The sequence below is a fragment of the Pandoraea cepalis genome, assembly GCF_902459665.1.
In the GTDB taxonomy this organism is placed as follows: Bacteria; Pseudomonadota; Gammaproteobacteria; order Burkholderiales; family Burkholderiaceae; genus Pandoraea; species Pandoraea cepalis.
This window is the reverse complement of the sequence record NZ_CABPSL010000006.1, coordinates 173743-191081: the sequence shown is the minus strand read 5'-3', so window position 1 is coordinate 191081 and position 17339 is coordinate 173743. Positions and strand designations below refer to the sequence as shown.

20 protein-coding genes are annotated in these 17339 nt (G+C 66.6%); all 20 read left to right on the top strand.

All coding sequences use genetic code 11. The features are described from left to right. The first annotated feature begins 26 nt into the window (after nt 1–26). The 20 genes from PCE31106_RS10590 to PCE31106_RS10495 all read left to right on the top strand — a co-directional run bounded on the left by PCE31106_RS10590 (nt 27) and on the right by PCE31106_RS10495 (nt 17333). Complete coding sequence (locus PCE31106_RS10590) at nt 27–704, top strand: Vgb family protein (protein WP_150563233.1); 678 nt, start codon at nt 27–29, stop codon at nt 702–704. Between the two features lie 191 nt (nt 705–895). Then, nucleotides 896–1459 carry an alkyl hydroperoxide reductase subunit C gene (gene ahpC / locus PCE31106_RS10585; RefSeq protein WP_017235263.1) on the top strand — a complete coding sequence of 188 codons (564 nt, stop codon included), beginning with the start codon at nt 896–898 and terminating at the stop codon, nt 1457–1459. A gap of 189 nt (nt 1460–1648) precedes the next feature. Continuing rightward, entirely contained in the window at nt 1649–3247 is a 1599-nt protein-coding gene (gene ahpF / locus PCE31106_RS10580) for an alkyl hydroperoxide reductase subunit F (RefSeq protein WP_150563232.1), read from the top strand. 364 nt (nt 3248–3611) lie between these two features. Then, nucleotides 3612–5258 (top strand): flagellar basal-body MS-ring/collar protein FliF, encoded by a 1647-nt coding sequence (fliF, locus tag PCE31106_RS10575; RefSeq protein ID WP_150563231.1) that lies wholly within the window; start codon nt 3612–3614, stop codon nt 5256–5258. After that, nucleotides 5242–6261 (top strand): FliG C-terminal domain-containing protein, encoded by a 1020-nt coding sequence (locus PCE31106_RS10570; protein WP_150563230.1) that lies wholly within the window; start codon nt 5242–5244, stop codon nt 6259–6261. Before fliF ends, PCE31106_RS10570 begins: the two co-directional genes overlap by 17 nt. Further along, nucleotides 6258–6971 (top strand): FliH/SctL family protein, encoded by a 714-nt coding sequence (locus tag PCE31106_RS24295; RefSeq protein WP_150563229.1) that lies wholly within the window; start codon nt 6258–6260, stop codon nt 6969–6971. The genes PCE31106_RS10570 and PCE31106_RS24295 overlap by 4 nt, the downstream gene beginning before the upstream one ends. Next, nucleotides 6968–8248, top strand: a complete 1281-nt coding sequence (locus tag PCE31106_RS10560; RefSeq protein ID WP_254440980.1) for a FliI/YscN family ATPase — start codon at nt 6968–6970, stop codon at nt 8246–8248. The genes PCE31106_RS24295 and PCE31106_RS10560 overlap by 4 nt, the downstream gene beginning before the upstream one ends. Then, nucleotides 8245–8814: a flagellar FliJ family protein gene (locus PCE31106_RS10555; RefSeq protein WP_150563227.1), complete on the top strand. Its 570-nt coding sequence runs from the start codon at nt 8245–8247 to the stop codon at nt 8812–8814. Before PCE31106_RS10560 ends, PCE31106_RS10555 begins: the two co-directional genes overlap by 4 nt. Continuing rightward, nucleotides 8802–10220, top strand: a complete 1419-nt coding sequence (gene fliD, locus PCE31106_RS10550) for a flagellar filament capping protein FliD (RefSeq protein WP_150563226.1) — start codon at nt 8802–8804, stop codon at nt 10218–10220. Before PCE31106_RS10555 ends, fliD begins: the two co-directional genes overlap by 13 nt. A gap of 35 nt (nt 10221–10255) precedes the next feature. After that, nucleotides 10256–10633, top strand: coding sequence for a flagellar export chaperone FliS (fliS, locus tag PCE31106_RS10545; protein ID WP_150552441.1), 378 nt, complete (start codon nt 10256–10258; stop codon nt 10631–10633). Continuing rightward, nucleotides 10626–10925 carry a hypothetical protein gene (locus tag PCE31106_RS10540; protein WP_150563225.1) on the top strand — a complete coding sequence of 100 codons (300 nt, stop codon included), beginning with the start codon at nt 10626–10628 and terminating at the stop codon, nt 10923–10925. The genes fliS and PCE31106_RS10540 overlap by 8 nt, the downstream gene beginning before the upstream one ends. Further along, nucleotides 10915–12189, top strand: coding sequence for a flagellar hook-length control protein FliK (locus tag PCE31106_RS10535; protein ID WP_150563224.1), 1275 nt, complete (start codon nt 10915–10917; stop codon nt 12187–12189). Before PCE31106_RS10540 ends, PCE31106_RS10535 begins: the two co-directional genes overlap by 11 nt. After that, nucleotides 12186–13103, top strand: coding sequence for a FliA/WhiG family RNA polymerase sigma factor (locus PCE31106_RS10530; RefSeq protein ID WP_254440979.1), 918 nt, complete (start codon nt 12186–12188; stop codon nt 13101–13103). The genes PCE31106_RS10535 and PCE31106_RS10530 overlap by 4 nt, the downstream gene beginning before the upstream one ends. 14 nt (nt 13104–13117) lie before the next feature. Beyond that, nucleotides 13118–13990 carry a motility-associated protein gene (locus PCE31106_RS10525; protein ID WP_150563223.1) on the top strand — a complete coding sequence of 291 codons (873 nt, stop codon included), beginning with the start codon at nt 13118–13120 and terminating at the stop codon, nt 13988–13990. Next, a complete protein-coding gene (locus tag PCE31106_RS10520) occupies nt 13987–14853 on the top strand; it encodes an OmpA family protein (protein WP_150563222.1) in 867 nt (288 codons plus the stop codon). Before PCE31106_RS10525 ends, PCE31106_RS10520 begins: the two co-directional genes overlap by 4 nt. 18 nt (nt 14854–14871) lie before the next feature. Next, nucleotides 14872–15168, top strand: a complete 297-nt coding sequence (gene flgM / locus PCE31106_RS10515) for a flagellar biosynthesis anti-sigma factor FlgM (RefSeq protein ID WP_150563221.1) — start codon at nt 14872–14874, stop codon at nt 15166–15168. Continuing rightward, nucleotides 15165–15617, top strand: coding sequence for a flagellar export chaperone FlgN (gene flgN, locus PCE31106_RS10510; protein WP_150563220.1), 453 nt, complete (start codon nt 15165–15167; stop codon nt 15615–15617). The genes flgM and flgN overlap by 4 nt, the downstream gene beginning before the upstream one ends. A 233-nt stretch (nt 15618–15850) precedes the next feature. Then, on the top strand, nt 15851–16237 hold the full coding sequence (gene flgB / locus PCE31106_RS10505; protein ID WP_150563219.1) for a flagellar basal body rod protein FlgB: 387 nt from the start codon (nt 15851–15853) through the stop codon (nt 16235–16237). A 2-nt stretch (nt 16238–16239) separates the two neighbouring features. Beyond that, the gene (flgC, locus tag PCE31106_RS10500) at nt 16240–16650 is read left to right on the top strand and encodes a flagellar basal body rod protein FlgC (RefSeq protein ID WP_150563218.1); all 411 of its coding nucleotides are present in this window, start codon (nt 16240–16242) and stop codon (nt 16648–16650) included. Then, the gene (locus PCE31106_RS10495; RefSeq protein ID WP_150563217.1) at nt 16647–17333 is read left to right on the top strand and encodes a flagellar hook assembly protein FlgD; all 687 of its coding nucleotides are present in this window, start codon (nt 16647–16649) and stop codon (nt 17331–17333) included. The genes flgC and PCE31106_RS10495 overlap by 4 nt, the downstream gene beginning before the upstream one ends. Nucleotides 17334–17339 lie beyond the last annotated feature (6 nt).

The window sequence follows — 17339 nt, the reverse complement described above, 5'->3', positions numbered from 1 at the left end:
CGACGGCGTCACAACCGGAGCCTGACATGACAAGCAAACTGCAACGAGCGGAACGTCCGCGTCCCCAAGCCGCCGTGATGGCGGCCGATATCGCCTGTGAGTACGGTCCGTTCGCGGGCAACGAGCGAATCCATGGCGTCACGTTCGACGGCCGACAGGTATGGGCCGCAACGGGCGATACCCTGATCGCCTTCGATCCCGCCACGGGCGAAGTTCGTCGCACGATCGCCGCCCCGAGCGACGCCGGCACGGCCTTCGACGGCACGTACCTCTATCAGATCGCCGAATCGCGTATCGACAAGATCGATCCGTCGACCGGCAAGGTCGTCTCGTCGATTCCCGCGCCCGACAGCGGCAGCAACTCGGGACTGACGTGGGCCGAGGGCAGCCTCTGGGTCGGGCAATACCGCGATCGCCGCATTCTCCAGATCGATCCTGCCACCGGGCAGGTGTTGCGCAGCATCGCGTCCGATCGGTTCGTGACCGGCGTGACCTGGGTGAACGATGAACTGTGGCACGGCACGTGGGAGAACGACGAGAGCGAACTGCGTCAGGTCGACCCCGCCAGCGGTGAAGTGCTCATGCGCGTGGAGATGCCGCAGGGCATTGGCGTGAGCGGCCTGGAGCATAACGGTGCCGATCTGTTCTTCTGCGGCGGCGGTGGCAGCGGCAAGGTTCGCGCGGTGCGTTATCCGCAGCGCTGAGCCACCGAGCGTCGGACAATGGCCGGTCTGACGCGGCAGGGACGACATGGCGGGCCATGTCGGAAGCGCGCGCAAAGGCTATCGGCGCCGATAGCCTGAGCCAATTACATAGATTTTAATAATCAATTTTAATTACTCGATAGCATTCGGCATACTGTCAACACTTTCCACCCCGTCAGAGAGACAACGACATGCCGATCATCAACAGCCAGATCAAGCCGTTCAAAGCCAACGCCTACCAAAATGGCGATTTCATCACCGTGACCGACGAGACCCTGAAGGGTAAGTGGTCGGTGGTCGTGTTCTACCCGGCCGACTTCACCTTCGTATGCCCGACCGAGCTGGGCGACCTGGCCGATCACTACGACGAGTTCAAGAAACTGGGCGTCGAGATCTACAGCGTATCGACGGATACCCACTTCACCCACAAGGCCTGGCACGACACGTCGGACACGATCCAGAAGATCCAGTACCCGATGCTTGCCGACCCGACGTTGGCGATCTCGCGCAACTTCGACGTGCTGATCGAGGAAGAAGGTCTGGCACTGCGCGGCACGTTCGTGATCAACCCGGAAGGCGAGATCAAGCTGTGCGAAATTCACGACAACGGCATCGGCCGCGACGCCAAGGAATTGCTGCGCAAGGTCCAGGCCGCGCAGTACATCGCCGCCCATCCGGGCGAGGTCTGCCCCGCCAAGTGGACGCCGGGCGCGCAAACGCTGAGCCCGTCGCTCGACCTGATCGGCAAGATCTAAGCAAGATCCGAGCGCTACGGGGCGCTACCGGGCCCCACCCTGCGCTACGCACGATCGCCGGCGCGCCAGCCGCCTGAGTCTGGCGCGCTGGCCCCTGACCCCGAACCCCGACGCCGACCTGCGCCTGCCTGTGGCCCGCGCGGTGGGCCTCGCTCACCCCATCACTCCCCATCGAGACGGAGAAACGCCATGCTGGACGCGAACCTCAAAGCCCAGTTGCAAACGTATCTTCAGAAAGTCACGCGTCCGATCGAGATCGCCGTGTGGCTCGACGATAGTCCGAAGTCCGCAGAAATGAAGGCGCTGGTCGACGAGATCGCTCCGCTCTCGTCGCAGATCGCCGTCGTGGCGCACGCCGAGGGCGACGACAGCGCCGGCGAGCGTCGTCCGTCGTTCGCCATCGGTACGCCGGGGGAAGCCCCGCGCATCCGCTTCGCCGGGCTGCCCATGGGGCACGAGTTCACGTCGCTGGTGCTCGCCTTGCTGCAAGTGGGCGGTCACCCGGTCAAGCTCGACGACGACACCATCGCCCAGATTCGTGCGCTCGACGGCGATTTCCGCTTCGAGACCTACATCTCGCTGTCGTGCCAGAACTGTCCGGAAGTCGTGCAGGCGTTGAACGTCATGGCGTTGATCAATCCGCGCATCCAGCAGGTCACCATCGACGGCGCGTTGTTCCAGGGCGAAGTCGAGGCGCGTCGGGTGATGGCGGTCCCCACCGTATTCCTCAACGGCGAATCGTTCACGCAGGGCCGCACCAGCGTCAAGGAATTGCTCGCGAAACTTGACACCGGTGCAAGCGTGCGCGCCGCGAAGGCGCTCGAGAACAAGCCGGTCTACGACATGCTGATCGTGGGGGGCGGCCCCGCAGGCGCTGCCGCCGCGATCTACGCCGCCCGCAAGGGAATTGTGACGGGCGTGGTCGCCGAGCGTTTCGGCGGCCAGGTACTCGACACGATGGCCATCGAGAATTTCGTCTCGGTGACGCACACCGAAGGACCGAAGTTCGCCACAGCACTCGAGCAGCACGTGAAGACGTATGACGTCGACGTGATCGACACGCAGCGCGCGCAAGCCTTGATTCCCGGAAAGATTCACGAAGTGCATCTGGCCAGCGGCGCGGTGCTCAGGGCGCGGTCGGTCGTGCTGGCCACCGGTGCGCGCTGGCGTGAAATCGGCGTGCCGGGCGAGCGCGAATATCGCAACCGCGGTGTGGCCTATTGCCCGCACTGCGACGGCCCCCTCTTCAAGGGCAAGCGCGTGGCGGTGGTCGGGGGTGGCAACTCGGGCGTGGAAGCGGCCATCGATCTGGCCGGCATCGTCAAGGAAGTCACGCTGATCGAATACGGCACGCAACTGCGCGCGGACGACGTGCTTCAGCGCAAGCTGCGCAGTCTGTCGAATGTGCGCGTGCTGACGAACGCACAGACGACCGAGATCCGTGGCGACGCGCAGAAGGTGGACGGTCTCGTCTATCGCGACCGCGCCTCGGGCGAGACGTCCACGATTGCGCTCGAAGGCGTGTTCGTGCAGATCGGTCTCGTGCCGAACACCGAGTGGCTCAAGGGGAGCGTGTCGCTCACGCGTCACGGCGAAATCGAAGTCGATGCCAAGGGCGCGACGTCGGCGCCCGGCGTGTTCGCCGCGGGCGATGTCACGACCGTGCCGTTCAAGCAGATTGTGATCGCCGTCGGGGAAGGCGCGAAGGCCTCGCTGGGCGCCTTCGAACATCTGATGCTCAGCTCGGTCGAGGACGAGGCGGTAACGCCCGAGAAAATCGCCGCCTGACGCGAACCGACGCGGCCCCGCGCAGCCGTGGAAACACAGCAAAGCCCTCACGTGTGACGCGCGTGAGGGCTTTGCTACGTCTGGGCCAAGCATGGGGGCTGATCGCCGACGCGCGCTTGTACATGATGCGGTGGTGCGCCCCTCATCGACCCTAGTGTTAATGGGAAAACGCACCAAAAATTAGCTTTGAATGCGGCCGATGCCCAAAGGCTACGCAGATTTTCGATAGTTGACGGAATCGTCGTCACCATGTGCTCCTTCAATTTGGCACACGACGCAGGCGGTCTTTGCGTCACCCCTTAGCCGAGTGACGGTGGTGGGATTGCGATCCGACTACCCGTGATTCGGTCAAGTGAATCGACATATGGGAATCGACAACATTTTTCGTGCGCTGGGCAGCGCTGGCACGCAATCGCGAGCGCGATGGCTGAAGTGGCGCGCGCAGCCATCGGGTTTTGCCGGACACCTGCGCGGCGCGTTACCGATCGTGGTCGCCGCCGGTGCCATTACCGCGGCCACACTCGCCTGGCATTCGCGCGACACCGGTTACGCGCCGCTCTTCGGGCAGCACCAGCGCATTCCGATCGCGCAGGCCACCGGCGTGCTCGAAGCGGAGCAGATCCCGTTCCGCATGCATCCGGACACCGGCGCGATCCTCGTGCCGCATGACCGGGTCGGACGCGCGCGTCTGGCGCTGGCCGCCAAAGGCGTCACGCCGGAGCTGCCACCAGGGCTCGAACTGGTCGACCGAGACGAACGCCTGGGGGTGCGCCAGTTCGTGCAGGACGTGCGTTTTCGTCGGGGGCTTGAGGGCGAGCTTGCGCGCACCATCATGTCGATCGACGCGGTGGATGCCGCTCGCGTACACATTGCGCTGGCACCGAAAACTTCGTTCGTCACCCATACCAAGGCGTCGGCCAGCGCATCGGTGCTGATTTCCGTGCGCGCCGGGCAGACGCTCGCGCCTCAGCAGGTCAGTGCCATCGTCAAGCTCGTCTCGGGCAGTGTGAACGGTCTGGCGGCGGAGCACGTCTCGGTTGTCGATCAGCACGGCACCCCGCTCACGGCGAATCTCGATCTGGACGATGCAACGCACGGCAACGCCGAAGTCCGCACCCGCTCTCGCGACGATGCACTTCGCAATGTGCGCGGCCTGCTCGACGGCATCCTCGGCCCCGCTCGCTATCGCGCAAGCGTGAGCGTCGATATGGACGAGGACCTGGTGTCCAACACCACCGAGGCGCTCGGTGCCGATCCGCGCGTGATGCAGGAAGCCGTGCGCGAAGCGCGCGACGACGACGCCGTTGTCGGCGGCGTGCCGGGGGCGATGACCAACCGCCCGGTGGACGCCGCCCCGTTGCTCGCGGGCGACGCGGGTGCCATGCGCACCACCTCGGCCACGCGTCAGTTCGCTTACGACCGCTCGATCACGCAGACGAAGCGTCACCGTCCGCGCGTGCGTCAAATGCACGTGGCCGTGATGGTCGACTCGCAGGCAGCGCCGGGCGGCAACGGGTGGACCGCTGAGTCCCTCGCCGAGCTCGAGCGCGCCTTGCGCGCCGGGACAGGCATTCAGACCGCGCGTGGCGACACGCTGGTGGTGAGCGCCATGCCGTTCGCGGTGTCCGATCGCGCAGCGCTCGTCGACGCGTCCGAGACGAGCGCCCAGCCCCCGCTGCTGAACGACGCACAAATGAAATACGCCGCCATCGCGGCCGCCGCGACGCTCGTGCTGGCGCTGGGCCTATGGGCCGCACTGGCCCGCCGTGCGCGCCGCCGCAAGGCTGCCGCACTTGCCGCCGACGAGCAGGCTCGCGAGCATCGTCGCCAGCTAGCCGAGCACGACGCGCAGCAAGCCGCGTTACCGGCCTTCGCCTCGGACTTGCCGCCCGCCTCGGAGGCGTCGTTCGATACGAAGCTGGCGCGCCTGACAACCCTGGCCGACGGTGAACCCGAGCGGGTCGCCCAAATCATCAAACAATGGATGGGTACGAATGCCGCTTCCCGCTGACACTTCCGCGCTGAGTGAAATCAATGGCGTCGACCGCGCCGCCGTGCTGCTGCTTTGTATGGGCGAGCGGGCTGCCGCCGCCGTGATGGCGCAACTCGCGCCCGCCGAGCTATTGCGCGTGGCACACGCCATGTCGCGTGCCGGTAGCGTGAAGAAGCACGACGTGCACGCCATCGTCGACCAATTCCTCGACGCCTGTACACAGCATGGCGGTGCGAACGCCGCACCGCGCGCTTACCTGGAACGCTCGCTCGCCGCAGCGCTTGGCGAGGGGATCGCCAGCAACGTGCTCGACGGCATTTATGGCGATCGGGTTCGACCCAAGCTGGCGCGCCTGCAATGGGTGAGCGTGACAAGGCTCGCCGACGTGCTCTCGCGCGAGCATCACCGCATGCAGGCGTTGCTGCTCGCGTATCTGCCCGCCGACCTCGCGGGACAGTTGCTTCGTGCGCTGCCCGAGTCGCAGCAGGAAGCACTGTTGCTGGCGACGGCACAGCTCACGCGCGTCGATCGCGAACTGCTGGCCGATCTGGAACTGATCGCGGACCGTTGTCTCGCCGGACTGTCGGCCGACAATGCCGATGTCCCGGGCACCCGGCTCGCGGCGCAAATCATCGGCCATGTGCCCGACGATCAAAAGCGGCTCATGGAAGCCCTGCGCGCGCACGACGCCACGCTGGCGGAGTCCGTCGAGGCGAACCTGTACAGCTTTGACATCCTGGCCTATCAGGCCCCGGAAGTGATCGATCTGGCCGTGGGGGAGGTGTCGACCGAAACGTGGGCGACGGCGCTCAAGGGGACCGACGCCCGCATGCGGCAAGTCGTGCGCGAGCGCATGTCCCGTCTTCAGGAGGACGCGCTCGCCCAGGCGATGCAGCGTCTCGGGGCGGTGTCGGCGGCGCGCGTGGACGCCGCGCGCAGCGAGATCATGGCGGCGCTGCGCACGCGAGCGCGCGACGCGAATCTCTTCCTGCGTCTGGCAGACGGCGAGGTGCTCGAATGAAGCCGCACCGGTTTGGCACGAAGTCGGATGCCGCCGCGCAGCGAGGGTGGGTGCCCGTACCGCCTGATCTGGAGACCCTGCGTGCGCAGGCGTACTCGCAGGGCTTGGCGCATGGCGCTGCGCAGTCGCGTCGTGCCGTGTGGCAGGAAGCGTTCGACGCCGGACGCGCCGATGGCGAGCAAGCTGCCGAGGCGCGCTTGCAGGCGTTGTACGCCGTGCGGCTGCGCGACGAACTCGACGCGATCTCTCTACCGCTTGCGGCGCTGCGGGCGGCGCGCGAGCAGGTGCACGCGCGACTCGCGGCAGGCGCGCTGGACGTCATCAGCGACGTGGCGACGCGTGCGGTGCAAGCGATCGTACAGCGCGAGTTGCACACGGCGCCGGCCGATATCGCCGGTATCGTGCAGCGACTGCTGGTGCAGTTGGGCGCGAGCGGCGAGGGCGTCACCGTGTACGTCAGCCCCGACGACGCACACGCGCTCGCGGCGCGCATCGGTGACGATGGCGCCCCCCCGGGATGGCGCATCGTTGCCGATCCTTCTCTCGCTCGCGGCAACGGCCGCGTCGACGTCGACGGTCTCTGGTACGACGCCGGGTGCGACGGTCGGCAAACGGCCGCTCAGGAAGCCGTGAAGCGGCGGTTGGCCGACTGGGTCGACGCGTGCGTACAGGCCCCCTGGCCGACCGAGACAGAAGAGGCTCAACGATGAACGACGAAATCGCACTTGCGACACCGATGGCGTTCGTCACGCGGGCCAACGGTGCGGTGCTCGAAGCGCGAGGCCAACGGTTTGCACTCGGACAACCTTGCCGCGTCGAGACCGCCGCCGGTCGATGGACCGACGCCGAAGTGGTGGGGTTTGCCGACGGCGCGTTGCATCTATTGACGTATGCGTGCGTGGCCGACGTGGTGCCCGGCGCCCGCGTTCTGCCAGGGCACTCGACGCAGGCGCTGCGCATTGGGCCCGCGTGGCTTGGCCGCGTGGTTGACGCCTTCGGACGGCCGCTCGATGGCAAGGGCCCATTGCGCGGGGATGCGTTGCTCAACACGCACGGGGTGCCGCCCGCACCGCTGGATCGGCGCGCCATTACCGAGCCGCTCGCCGTGGGCGTGCGCGCGATCGATGGGCTGCTGAGTCTGGGCAAGGGGCAGCGCGTGGGATTGTTCGCCGGTAGCGGGGTGGGCAAGAGTGTGCTGCTGGGCATGATGACCCGGCACACCGACGCGCAGATCGTCGTGGTCGGACTGATCGGCGAGCGGGGGCGCGAAGTCGGCGAGTTCGTGACCGAGACACTCGGGCGCGCCGGGCTTGCCAAGGCCATCGTCGTTGCCGCGCCGGCGGACGCACCGCCCGCGCAGCGCATGAAGGCCACAGAGTTGTGCCACGCCATCGCGTCGCATCTTCGCGATGCGGGCCACGACGTGCTCTTGCTCGTCGATTCGCTCACGCGTTACGCCATGGCGTGCCGCGAAGTCGCGCTCTTGCTCGGCGAAGCGCCTGCGGCACGTGGCTACCCGGTGTCGGTGTTCGCCCGCTTGCCGCGTCTGGTCGAGTGCGCGGGCAATGGCGCGGGCTCGGGCAGTCTGAGCGCAATCTATACCGTGCTGGCCGAGGGCGACGACATGCAGGACCCCGTGGTCGATACGGCCCGTGCAGTGCTCGATGGTCACATCGTGCTGTCTCGGGAACTGGCCGACGCGGGGCACTACCCGGCGATCGACATCGGCGCGTCGGTGAGTCGCTGCATGACGCAGGCGGTGGGCGGGCGACACGCGAGCGCGGCGCATGCATTCAAGGCGCAGTGGCACGCGTACCGGCAAATTCGCGAATTGATCCCGCTCGGTGCCTACGTGCCGGGGGCGCATGCCGAGACCGATCGCGCCGTGTCGCGCCATCCCGCAATGCTCGACTTTCTTTGTCAGCAAGACGGGGAGCATTGTGCGCCGCACGCGCTGTGCGAGCAGCTGGAGGCGCTGTGCCGATGACCGCCAATGTCCCGCGTGCCCTGCGCGCGTTGCTGTCGATGCGCGACCGGGAACTCGACGCGGCGCAGCGCGATGGTCGGCAGCTCGCGCAACGCCATGGGCGGCTTTCGCGCAACGTTGCCCAGCTCACGCAGCTCTATCGCGCCGTGGCGATCGACGGCACGCGCGCGAGTGCGCACAGCTTTCAGAATCGCGCCGATTACAAGCGCACGCTCGTGGAGATGATCGAGACGCAGCAAGCGCCGATGGCGCAGTTGGCGCGCTGGCAGTCGGTGGCGGCGCAGGCGGTGCGTGATGCGCAGCGTCGGCGTGAAGGCGTGGCAACACTTGTCGCGCGCCACGAAACGGCCGCGCGACAGGCGGCGTGGCAGCGCGAGTCGCGCGAGCAAGCCGCCGAGGCGCTGGCGACTTGGCAGCGGGGAGGGAGCGCACGGACGCGAAATGAGGAAATCCCCTCGACCCCTGGCGTTGACAAAGTGCGCACGGAGGTCGCTTTGGTGGGGAAAACCACGCGTTTCGCGTCTCGTGCCCACCCTGAACCAGGAGTTCCGCCATGCTGCAAGTGAAAGACCGAATCGAGAAGCTGGCCCAAGATGTCGCCTCCAACCGCATGCGAGCGGAGTTCGGCCGCCTCGGGAAAGACAAGGCCAGCACCGAATCCCGCCAAAGCGGTGTCGCAACGCTCAAGGAGGTGCTGGGCGCTTTCGAGAAACAACTGCGACGCCTTGGCGACAGCGCGGACTTGCGTCAGCACAAGGCCACGCAATCGAGCGATCAGGCGTTCGCCGTCAAGTTGGAGAAGGGCGCGCAACAGCTCGATTTCGACGTGCAAGTGAAACAACTCGCCACCGTGCACCAGGTGCAGATCCAAAACGTGGCGACGCTTGCCAATGGCACGGTGGCGGTGGCCGGGCGCCGCGAGGCGATTGTGCTGGATACGTCCGGACTGGATCTGACAACGCCCGAGGGCGTCAGGGCGCTCGCCAGACGCATCAACACCGACCCGGACTTGACCGGCCACGTCCGTGCCGATCTTCGGTACGTGGCCAACGAAGCCACGCCACGTCTGCTGTTGACGGCGAAGACCTCCGGACTGGACGCGCGCTTCAGCGTCACGGATGGCGCCAACGTCGATGCCGGAACGGTGCTTGCGAAAGGCGATAACGCGATTGTGCGGCTCGGCGGTCAAGCGGGGCAGGACGAAGCGTATCCGACCAACGAGATCGCGCTGTTTGCCGGGATCACGCTGTCGTTGAAAAAGGCCGATGCCGGGGCCGAGACGACGCGTGTTTCGGTCGTGCCGGATCGAGAGGGCACGGCGGCGAACATGCGTGCCCTCGTTCAAGCGTACGACGCGCTACGCAAGCAGGTGCGCGAACTGATGGACCCCGGCACCCCCGGCGCGACGGTCTCGCTCGATGGCGAGGAGAAGCGCGAAGACATCAAGCCTGCGGGCCCGTTTTATGCCGACGCCGGTGTGCGGGCATTGCTGCGCGACCTGGAGCGCAATTTCGAAAGGCCCGTGACGATCGACGGCAAGACGTTCGATCCCGCCCAGTTCGGCGTGAAGCGCAATGCCGACGGGTCGGTCACTTTCGACGCGGTGCGCTTCGAAGCCGCCTACGCCGAGGACAAGGAACGGCTGGCCAAGTGGTTTGGCGAGAGTGCCGACGTCATGAAGCGCGACGCCAACGCCGACCTGGACAAGCAGCCGGCGGGCATGCGGCTCGCGGTGCGCATCCGTGAATGGACCGACGAGATTGCCGGCGTGCTCAAGCACCGCACCGACAACGACGAAATCGCTTCACGCCGGCTATCCGAGCAACAGGACCGGCTGGAGACGCGCTTTCGCGCACTCGTCGCCCGCTACACCGGTGAATTCGCGCGCGCGGAGCAGGTTCGCCAGCAAATGAACGAGACACGCAGCTTTGTCGATGCGCTCTTCCGCGGATCGCGCAAATCCGACGAATGATGCGCGTCGTCATCCTCTAGGGAGTCAAACCGAACATGGCTTATCAGGAATACCACGTCTCAGACCTCGACGCCCGCATCGCGGGCGCCACCCCGTTGCAGCTCATGCTGATCTTGCTCGACGGGCTGCTCGACGAACTGGCGCGCGTGCGCGCGCACATCGAGCATTCGCGCAACGATGCGCGTCTGCGCAGCGTCACCAAATGCCTGAATCTGCTCAATGGGCTGGCGTCGCACATCGACGCGGCCGATGGCCCGGGCGTCACGCAACCGTTGGCGACCGTGTACGACTTCTGTATGCGCGGCGTCGCGCAGGCCAGCGTGGAGGGCGATGTCGCCAAGCTCGACGAGGTCACGGCCGTGGTCACCCAGCTCGCGCAGGGCTGGCGCTCCCTGGAGACGCGGTGTGGTTGATGCCGCGACCTTTCAGGCGCTGGCGCGAGACCTGCGACGGCATTCCGCGGCGCGCGAGTGGGACTTGCTGCAAGCCACCGACGCGCTGTTTCGTCGGGCTTGGCGGCACGCCCCCGCGCCCGACGCGCGGGATGCGCGGCTCGCGCAGGCCATGGGCGATGCCCGCGTCGCTCACGACCAGGCTTACCTGCTGTCCCAGCGCGCCGCATCGGAAGCCCGCAGACAATTGGCCGGACTCGGCCATTGGCGCGACGGTGCGCTTGGCTACCTGAGGATGCACGATGATCGTTGACCCCGTGCGTCTCACAACCTTTACCCGTGCGGACCCACTGAGCAAGGTGGCGCACGGCGCGTTGCCCGCCGACTCGGCGCAAGCGGTGTCGGCCCCCCAGGACAGCATGGCGTCGCACGACTTTTCCGCATCGCTGGTTCGCTTGTCGACGCAGGGTCTCGATCCGGATGCAGCGGCCGGTGAGTCCGATACAGGGTGGACGGTGTCGTCCGGCGCGTCGGACACCGCTTTGGGCCAAGGTATGGACGTGCGCGTCGGCGCTGCGGTCGCATCCGCGATGCCCTTGGCGGGGCCTGACCCGCAGAACGCCGTCGACACGAACGGCACGCCCGACACGGAACCCGACGACGCAGGCATGGCGCGCGAGGTCACCGTCCTCGCGCCAACCATGCCTGTCAACCCGGTTATGCCTGTCATGTCGGTCACGACAGCAGCCGTTACGTTCGATGCGGGTGAGCCCGCGTATATGCCGCTCGACACGTATGCGAGTCGCGGCGAATCGCTGGACGACGCGGCAGCGTCTCATCTCGCAACGATGCTCGCGGCGCGTGAGCATCGGATGCAGGGGGCCGTGGGCAGTGCGCAACCGAGCGAGCGAGGGAACGGCGCTATCGACACATCGACCTCAATGTCTGCGACGGCATCTGCTGCACGCGTCGGGGCGCCAATGTCGCCGCCGCCTGTGGGGTCGCTGCCCGCGGCGATGACGAACGACGACGGATTGGCGCATGCGCCTCGCGTAGCGTTTTCCCCGACGCTGTCCGGGAGCGCGGTGGCGACGGAAGCGATCACCGCAACGGGAATATCTGGACTGACGAGTCTCGCGACGGTGTCGGGCGGAACGCTGGGAGGAGCGCTGGCGGCGAGCGATGGCGCGGGCGTTTCCCGAACGCTGTTCGAACGCGTGCAGTCGATGATGGAGAACGGCGTCCAGGAAGCACGCATGCGGTTGATGCCGGCGGAGCTCGGCGAGATCGGCATTGTCGTGCGCAAGTCGCCCATGCAGCTCAGTGTGAGCTTGCAAGTGGCGCGCCCCGAGGTGCTGAGCCTTGTTCAGGGCACGGTTGGGTTGCTGCGGGACATGCTCTCGCAACGGCACGCCGGGGATGTCCATGTGAGTATCGCAAGCCTGCCACAACACGGCGGCGACGGCGCGTCGGGCAATGCGCGAGATCGGCATGCGCGCGACGACCGGGCCGGCGACGCGAGCCCGGGCCTCGCATTGGGGGCAGCGGGTCGCAATGACGAGGCATTCCGGCTATGAACACGCTGATGTACGGCCCCGTCGCGCGTTCATGTGACGACAGGCGCGACGACAGACGCAACGATGCCCACGCGGCGAGCGCGGCCAATGGCGTGGGCGCGCCGCCGTCGTTGCGTGTCGAGCGGCCGCAGGCTGCGCCGCCGGAACCGTCGCCGCTGGCATGGCAGGCGATCCCGGCCGCCGATGAGCAAACGCAGGTCTTGCGCCTGATGCCGTTGATCGCGCGCATCGTGCGCTCGCTGGCGCCGCAGACCAGTGTCGCGATGGCGCAGGAAGACATGACGCAGATCGCCCTGATCGCCGCACTCGATGCCATACGACGGTACGGTCCCCCGGACGAACGTTTTACCGCTTACGCCGCGACGCGTATTCGCGGCGCGGTGCTCGACGAACTCCGTCGGCTCGACTGGCGCCCGCGCACGTTGCGGCAGGCGTCGCATCGGCGGCGCGATGCTGAACGCGAATTGACACGCACGCTGGGGCGCGCGCCCACCCGTGAAGAACTGCGTGTCCATGCGGGGATGGACGCCGCGGCGCTGGAAGAAGCCGAGATGGCGGGCTATGCGGAGAGCATCGCGAGCTTTGATGAACTGCTCGCCGAGGGCGGCATGGCGGCCAACGAAGCGCTCGTCGAACGGCGCAGTCCGGAAGATCTGGTCGCCATGCGCCAGAGTCTGATGCGCTCGCTCGACGCGCTGGACCCGCGTGAGCAGCGTGTCGTGCAGCTGTACTACGAGTTCGACATGAATCTCGAGGAGATCGGCGAAGTGCTGGGGTTGACCCGGGCGCGGATCTGCCAGATTCATCAGGTGGCGCTTGGAAAAATGAAGGTCGCTTTGCACGACGCAGGGCGAAGTGGCGCGCGAAACGCGCGCGTCCCACAACGCAATGATCAGACGAGTTTGACGAGATAGACGAGGCAAAGACAATGAAACTACTGCTGCTTGGGGCTGCCGTGATCGCGGGTAGCGTGTTCGGCATGTTCTGGCTCAATGGCGGCCAGTTCGAAACCGTATTCCATCTCAATGAGTTGGTGCTGGTCGTCGGCACAGCGCTGGGCGCGTTTCTCGTGGGCAACACATCGCGCGTGCTGGGCGATCTGCGCGCGGTCGTCGCGGCCGCCATGCGGCGGCGACGTCATGGCGAGGCGTTCGAGCAGCAACTGCTCACACTCACCTACTCGCTGCTGCAAACCTCGTCGCGCGACGGCGATCGTGCGCTCGACGCCCATCTCGACGACCCGGCGCGCAGCGCCATCTTCCAGCGCAGCGTTCATGTGCTCGCCAATAAGAAGCTGATCGATTTCACGGTCGATGCCTTGCGCGTCGCGGCACTGAGCAAAGGCTCGCGGGGCGAGCTCGATAGCCTGCTCGCGATGGAAATCGAGAGTCGGGAGCGTCGCATGATGCATCCCGTGCAGGCGCTGCACAAGCTTGCAGAGTCGATGCCGGGCTTCGGTATCATCGCCGCCGTGCTCGGCCTGGTGCTCGCCATGTACGACATCGGGGCCGGTGCGGCGACGGCGATGATCACCCGTCAGGTCGCGGTGGCGATGGTCGGCACGTTCTTCGGCGTGTTCGCCTGCTATGCCGTGTTGAGCCCGATTGCGAACCGGCTGTCGCAGTCCGTCGCCGTGGAGATCACCGGCTACGAATGCGTGCGCGCGGCGATCATCGCGTTCCTGAGCGGGAAAACGCCGCTGCTCTCGGCCGACGCCGGACGCCGCATGCTGCAATACGGCGCGTTGCCGAGCTTCAATGCGCTCGAAGGTTGGGTGCGAAGCGCCGAGGACGGGCGATGAGTACGCGTCGATCTCGCGCCACGGTTGAAGAGGGCAGTCATGCCTGGAAGGTGGCATTTGCCGATCTCTGCCTGGTGCTCATGTGTCTGTTCGTGGTGATGTGGGTGCTGGAGCGGCGCGTGTTCGAGTCGCAACCGTCGTCCGAAGCGCCGGGCACCAGTACGCACGCCTCAGCCGCGTTGCCGCCAGCGCTGCCAACGGATGCCCGCCGGATCGAGGCGACCCCCAAGGGGCAGTTCGAATCTCCCGCCGACATGGCGCGCCTGGCGTCTGCCGTGCAACAGCTCAGCCAGATCGCGAATCTGTCGGATCACGTGAGCACGTCCATCACGCCGGACGGGCTACGGGTGCGGCTGGCCGATTCCGACGAGCAAGGCATGTTCGAGCGCGGCAGCGCCACCCCGTCGCCCCGCGCCCGCGCACTGCTCTCGCGCATCGGCGGGCTGCTGGGCGGCGTCGATAACGCGTTGATGATCGTGGGCCACACCGATGCCGTGCGATACCGAACGTCCGCCGCCGACGGGTACACGAACTGGCACCTGTCGTCGGAACGCGCGCTGGCTGCGCGCACCGCACTCGTCGCCGGCGGGCTGCCGCTCGGTCGCGTGCTCATGGCCGTCGGGATGGCCGACCACGCGCCCTTGCTGTCCGACCATCCCACGGCAGCGGCCAATCGGCGCATCGAATTCGTCGTCCTCACGAAAGCCCGGGCGACACAACTGGCGCAGATGTTCGGCGCCTCGCACGATGCGGCGCTGGTGCTCTCCGGAAACGACGCGCAGGCCGACGCGGCCGAAATCGCCCGACTGCCCGCGCGCTTAACAAACGACGGCGATCGGTCGCCTGATGTGAGTGAACCGTAATTTCCCAGGACGCTTCTCATGCCAAAAATTGACTCGATGGCCAATGTCATGCCTATCGACCCTGCACGTCGACGCCTGACGTCGGCTGCAGCCAAGGCGCCTGTGCCGCAGGTAGCTCCCGCAGGCGCGCCTCGCGCCGTGCGGGCCGATGCGAGCGATTGGCTCGCCAGCGCGCAAGCGGCCGTCGAGTCCGTTGCGCGTATCGACGCCGACAAGGTCGCGCGGATCAAGGCGCAACTCGCGCGCGGCGAGCTGACGTTCGACAGCGAGCGAGTCGCGAGCCGGATGCTCAGTCATCACGGGATGCTGCGGTGAGCACCGCCACGCAGCGCCTGCGCCGCGCATGCGTGGGGCGCATCGTGGCCGATGTCGACGCCGATCTGGTCGACTACCACCGGCTGATCGAGACGCTCGACGCGCTGCATCGCGCGCTCGTCGCGGACAAGCTCGACGCACTCACGCGCGCTCACGATCGCGCGGCGCAATTGGTCGGCCGCTTGCGCGTCCGGGCACGCCGTCGCGTGCAATGTCTCGAACAGGCGTTCGGCGAAGCCGCCGCCGACACCCTGGCGCCCGTTTTCCAATGGCTGGATACCCCCGCCCGCGAGGCCCTGTCCGCCCGCTGGCAGGCGCTGCAAGCGAGCGCGGCTCGCTGCAAGGCGATCAACACGCGCAACCTGCGCGAGATCGGCACGCGCCTCCATGCCCTCGACGTCGTGTTATCCCCCGCCTCACAGTCCGCGACCTACACGCCACAGCGATAAGCCCCTGGCGTCGGCTCGCCGCGTCGTAGCCTCGTCGCCTTGTAGCGCAAGCGGCGCAGCGTCGCAGGTTACGGGGAAGTCAATCGACAAATCACCACGCAAATAGCGTCTTTGTCCCAAAGCCGATCCATGGGTTTGGGAAACGCGTCAATTTCACGGGCGTTTGGGCCGCTTTTCGATAGTTTTGTCGACAATGGGCGACGTCGTTATCGGTCAACCACGGAGGCGAAGTTTTGCAGACATTTTTTTCGCAGGCGCTAGGTGTTCACGCTGCGGCATTGCGCGCGCGAGAGGATCGCACGCGTGTGCTTGCGGCCAACCTTGCGAACGAAGCCACGCCGGGCTATCAGGCGCGCGACCTCGATTTCGGTGAGCGCGTGCGGCAGCATCTGCATGCGGCAACGGCCTCGGTGCACGACGCGGGTTCGCCCATGGCGAGCGTGGCGTCCGATGCCTTGCGCTACCGCGTGCCAATGCAACCGCGCGCCGATGGCAACACCGTGGAACTGGGTATCGAGCAGGCGCTCTTCGCGCAGAACCTGTCCGACTGGCAGGCCAGCCTTTCCTTTCTGAATCGGCGACTCGCCGGACTGCAGAAAGTCATCGACGGAGGTCGTTGACGATGAGCTTCAGGGAAATTGCGGGAATCGCCGGCTCGGCGATGGCCGCCCAAACCATTCGACTGAACACCGTGGCGAGCAATCTGGCGAACGCCGGTGCCGTCGCAGGCGACGCCGAGACGGCGTATCGCGCACGCAAGCCGGTGTTTGCCACGGTGCTCGGTGATGCCCAGGGGGCGCAGCACGTACAGGTCGTCGATATCTACGAGAGCGAGGATCTGCCGCGTGTAGCGCATGAACCCGGGAACCCGCTCGCCGACGCCGACGGCAATGTTTTCTACGCAAACGTGAACGCGATCGAGGAAATGACGGACATGCTCGATGCGTCGCGTGCATTTCAAACCAATCTGGAAGTGCTGGCCCGCGTGCGCGCGGCGCAGCAGGACTTGTTACGACTCGGAGAGCGCGGATGACGCTGGCGATTGGACCCGACGACGTCGCTCGCGCCGCAGCGCAAAGCGGCGCCGCGACATCAGTGTCTGCGAACGACGCAGGCGAAGAGACGCGAGAAATGTTCACGAAGCTGCTGGTCGCGCAGATTCGTCATCAGGACCCGCTTAACCCGACCGATCCGGCGCAGTTCGTCGCGCAGCTCACGCAACTGAGTCAGGCGGAATCGATGCAGCAGATGAGCCAGCGGGTGCTCGCGCAGACCAAGGTGCTCTCGGGCATGCAGGGCTATGCGCTGGGCAGCCAGGTCGGTCGCGACGTGAGCGTCGAGACGGCGCGCGTTGAGCGCGTGAGCGGACAGCCGATTCGAGGCACGGTCGATCTGCCCGCGCAGACCGAGGGGGCCGAGGTCGTTTTGCGCGGCAGCGACGGTAGAACGATCCGCAAGCCGTTGCCGGCGTCCTCGGGACGAACCGAGTTCGCCCTCGACGATGCATGGTTCGCCGAGCACCGTCTGGGCGCGGGCCGCTTCGACATCCACGTTCAGACCGGTAGCACGACGCTGCCGGTCCGTCTGTCGGGCCGCGTCGAGCGCGTGCATCTGGGCGACGCCGGTACGCGCGTCGATGTGTTGGGCGTAGGGACGAACCTCGACGCCGCAGCGATCAAGGAATTGTCGGGCAGCGCCCCTTCTGGCGCGGCCTGAGTACAC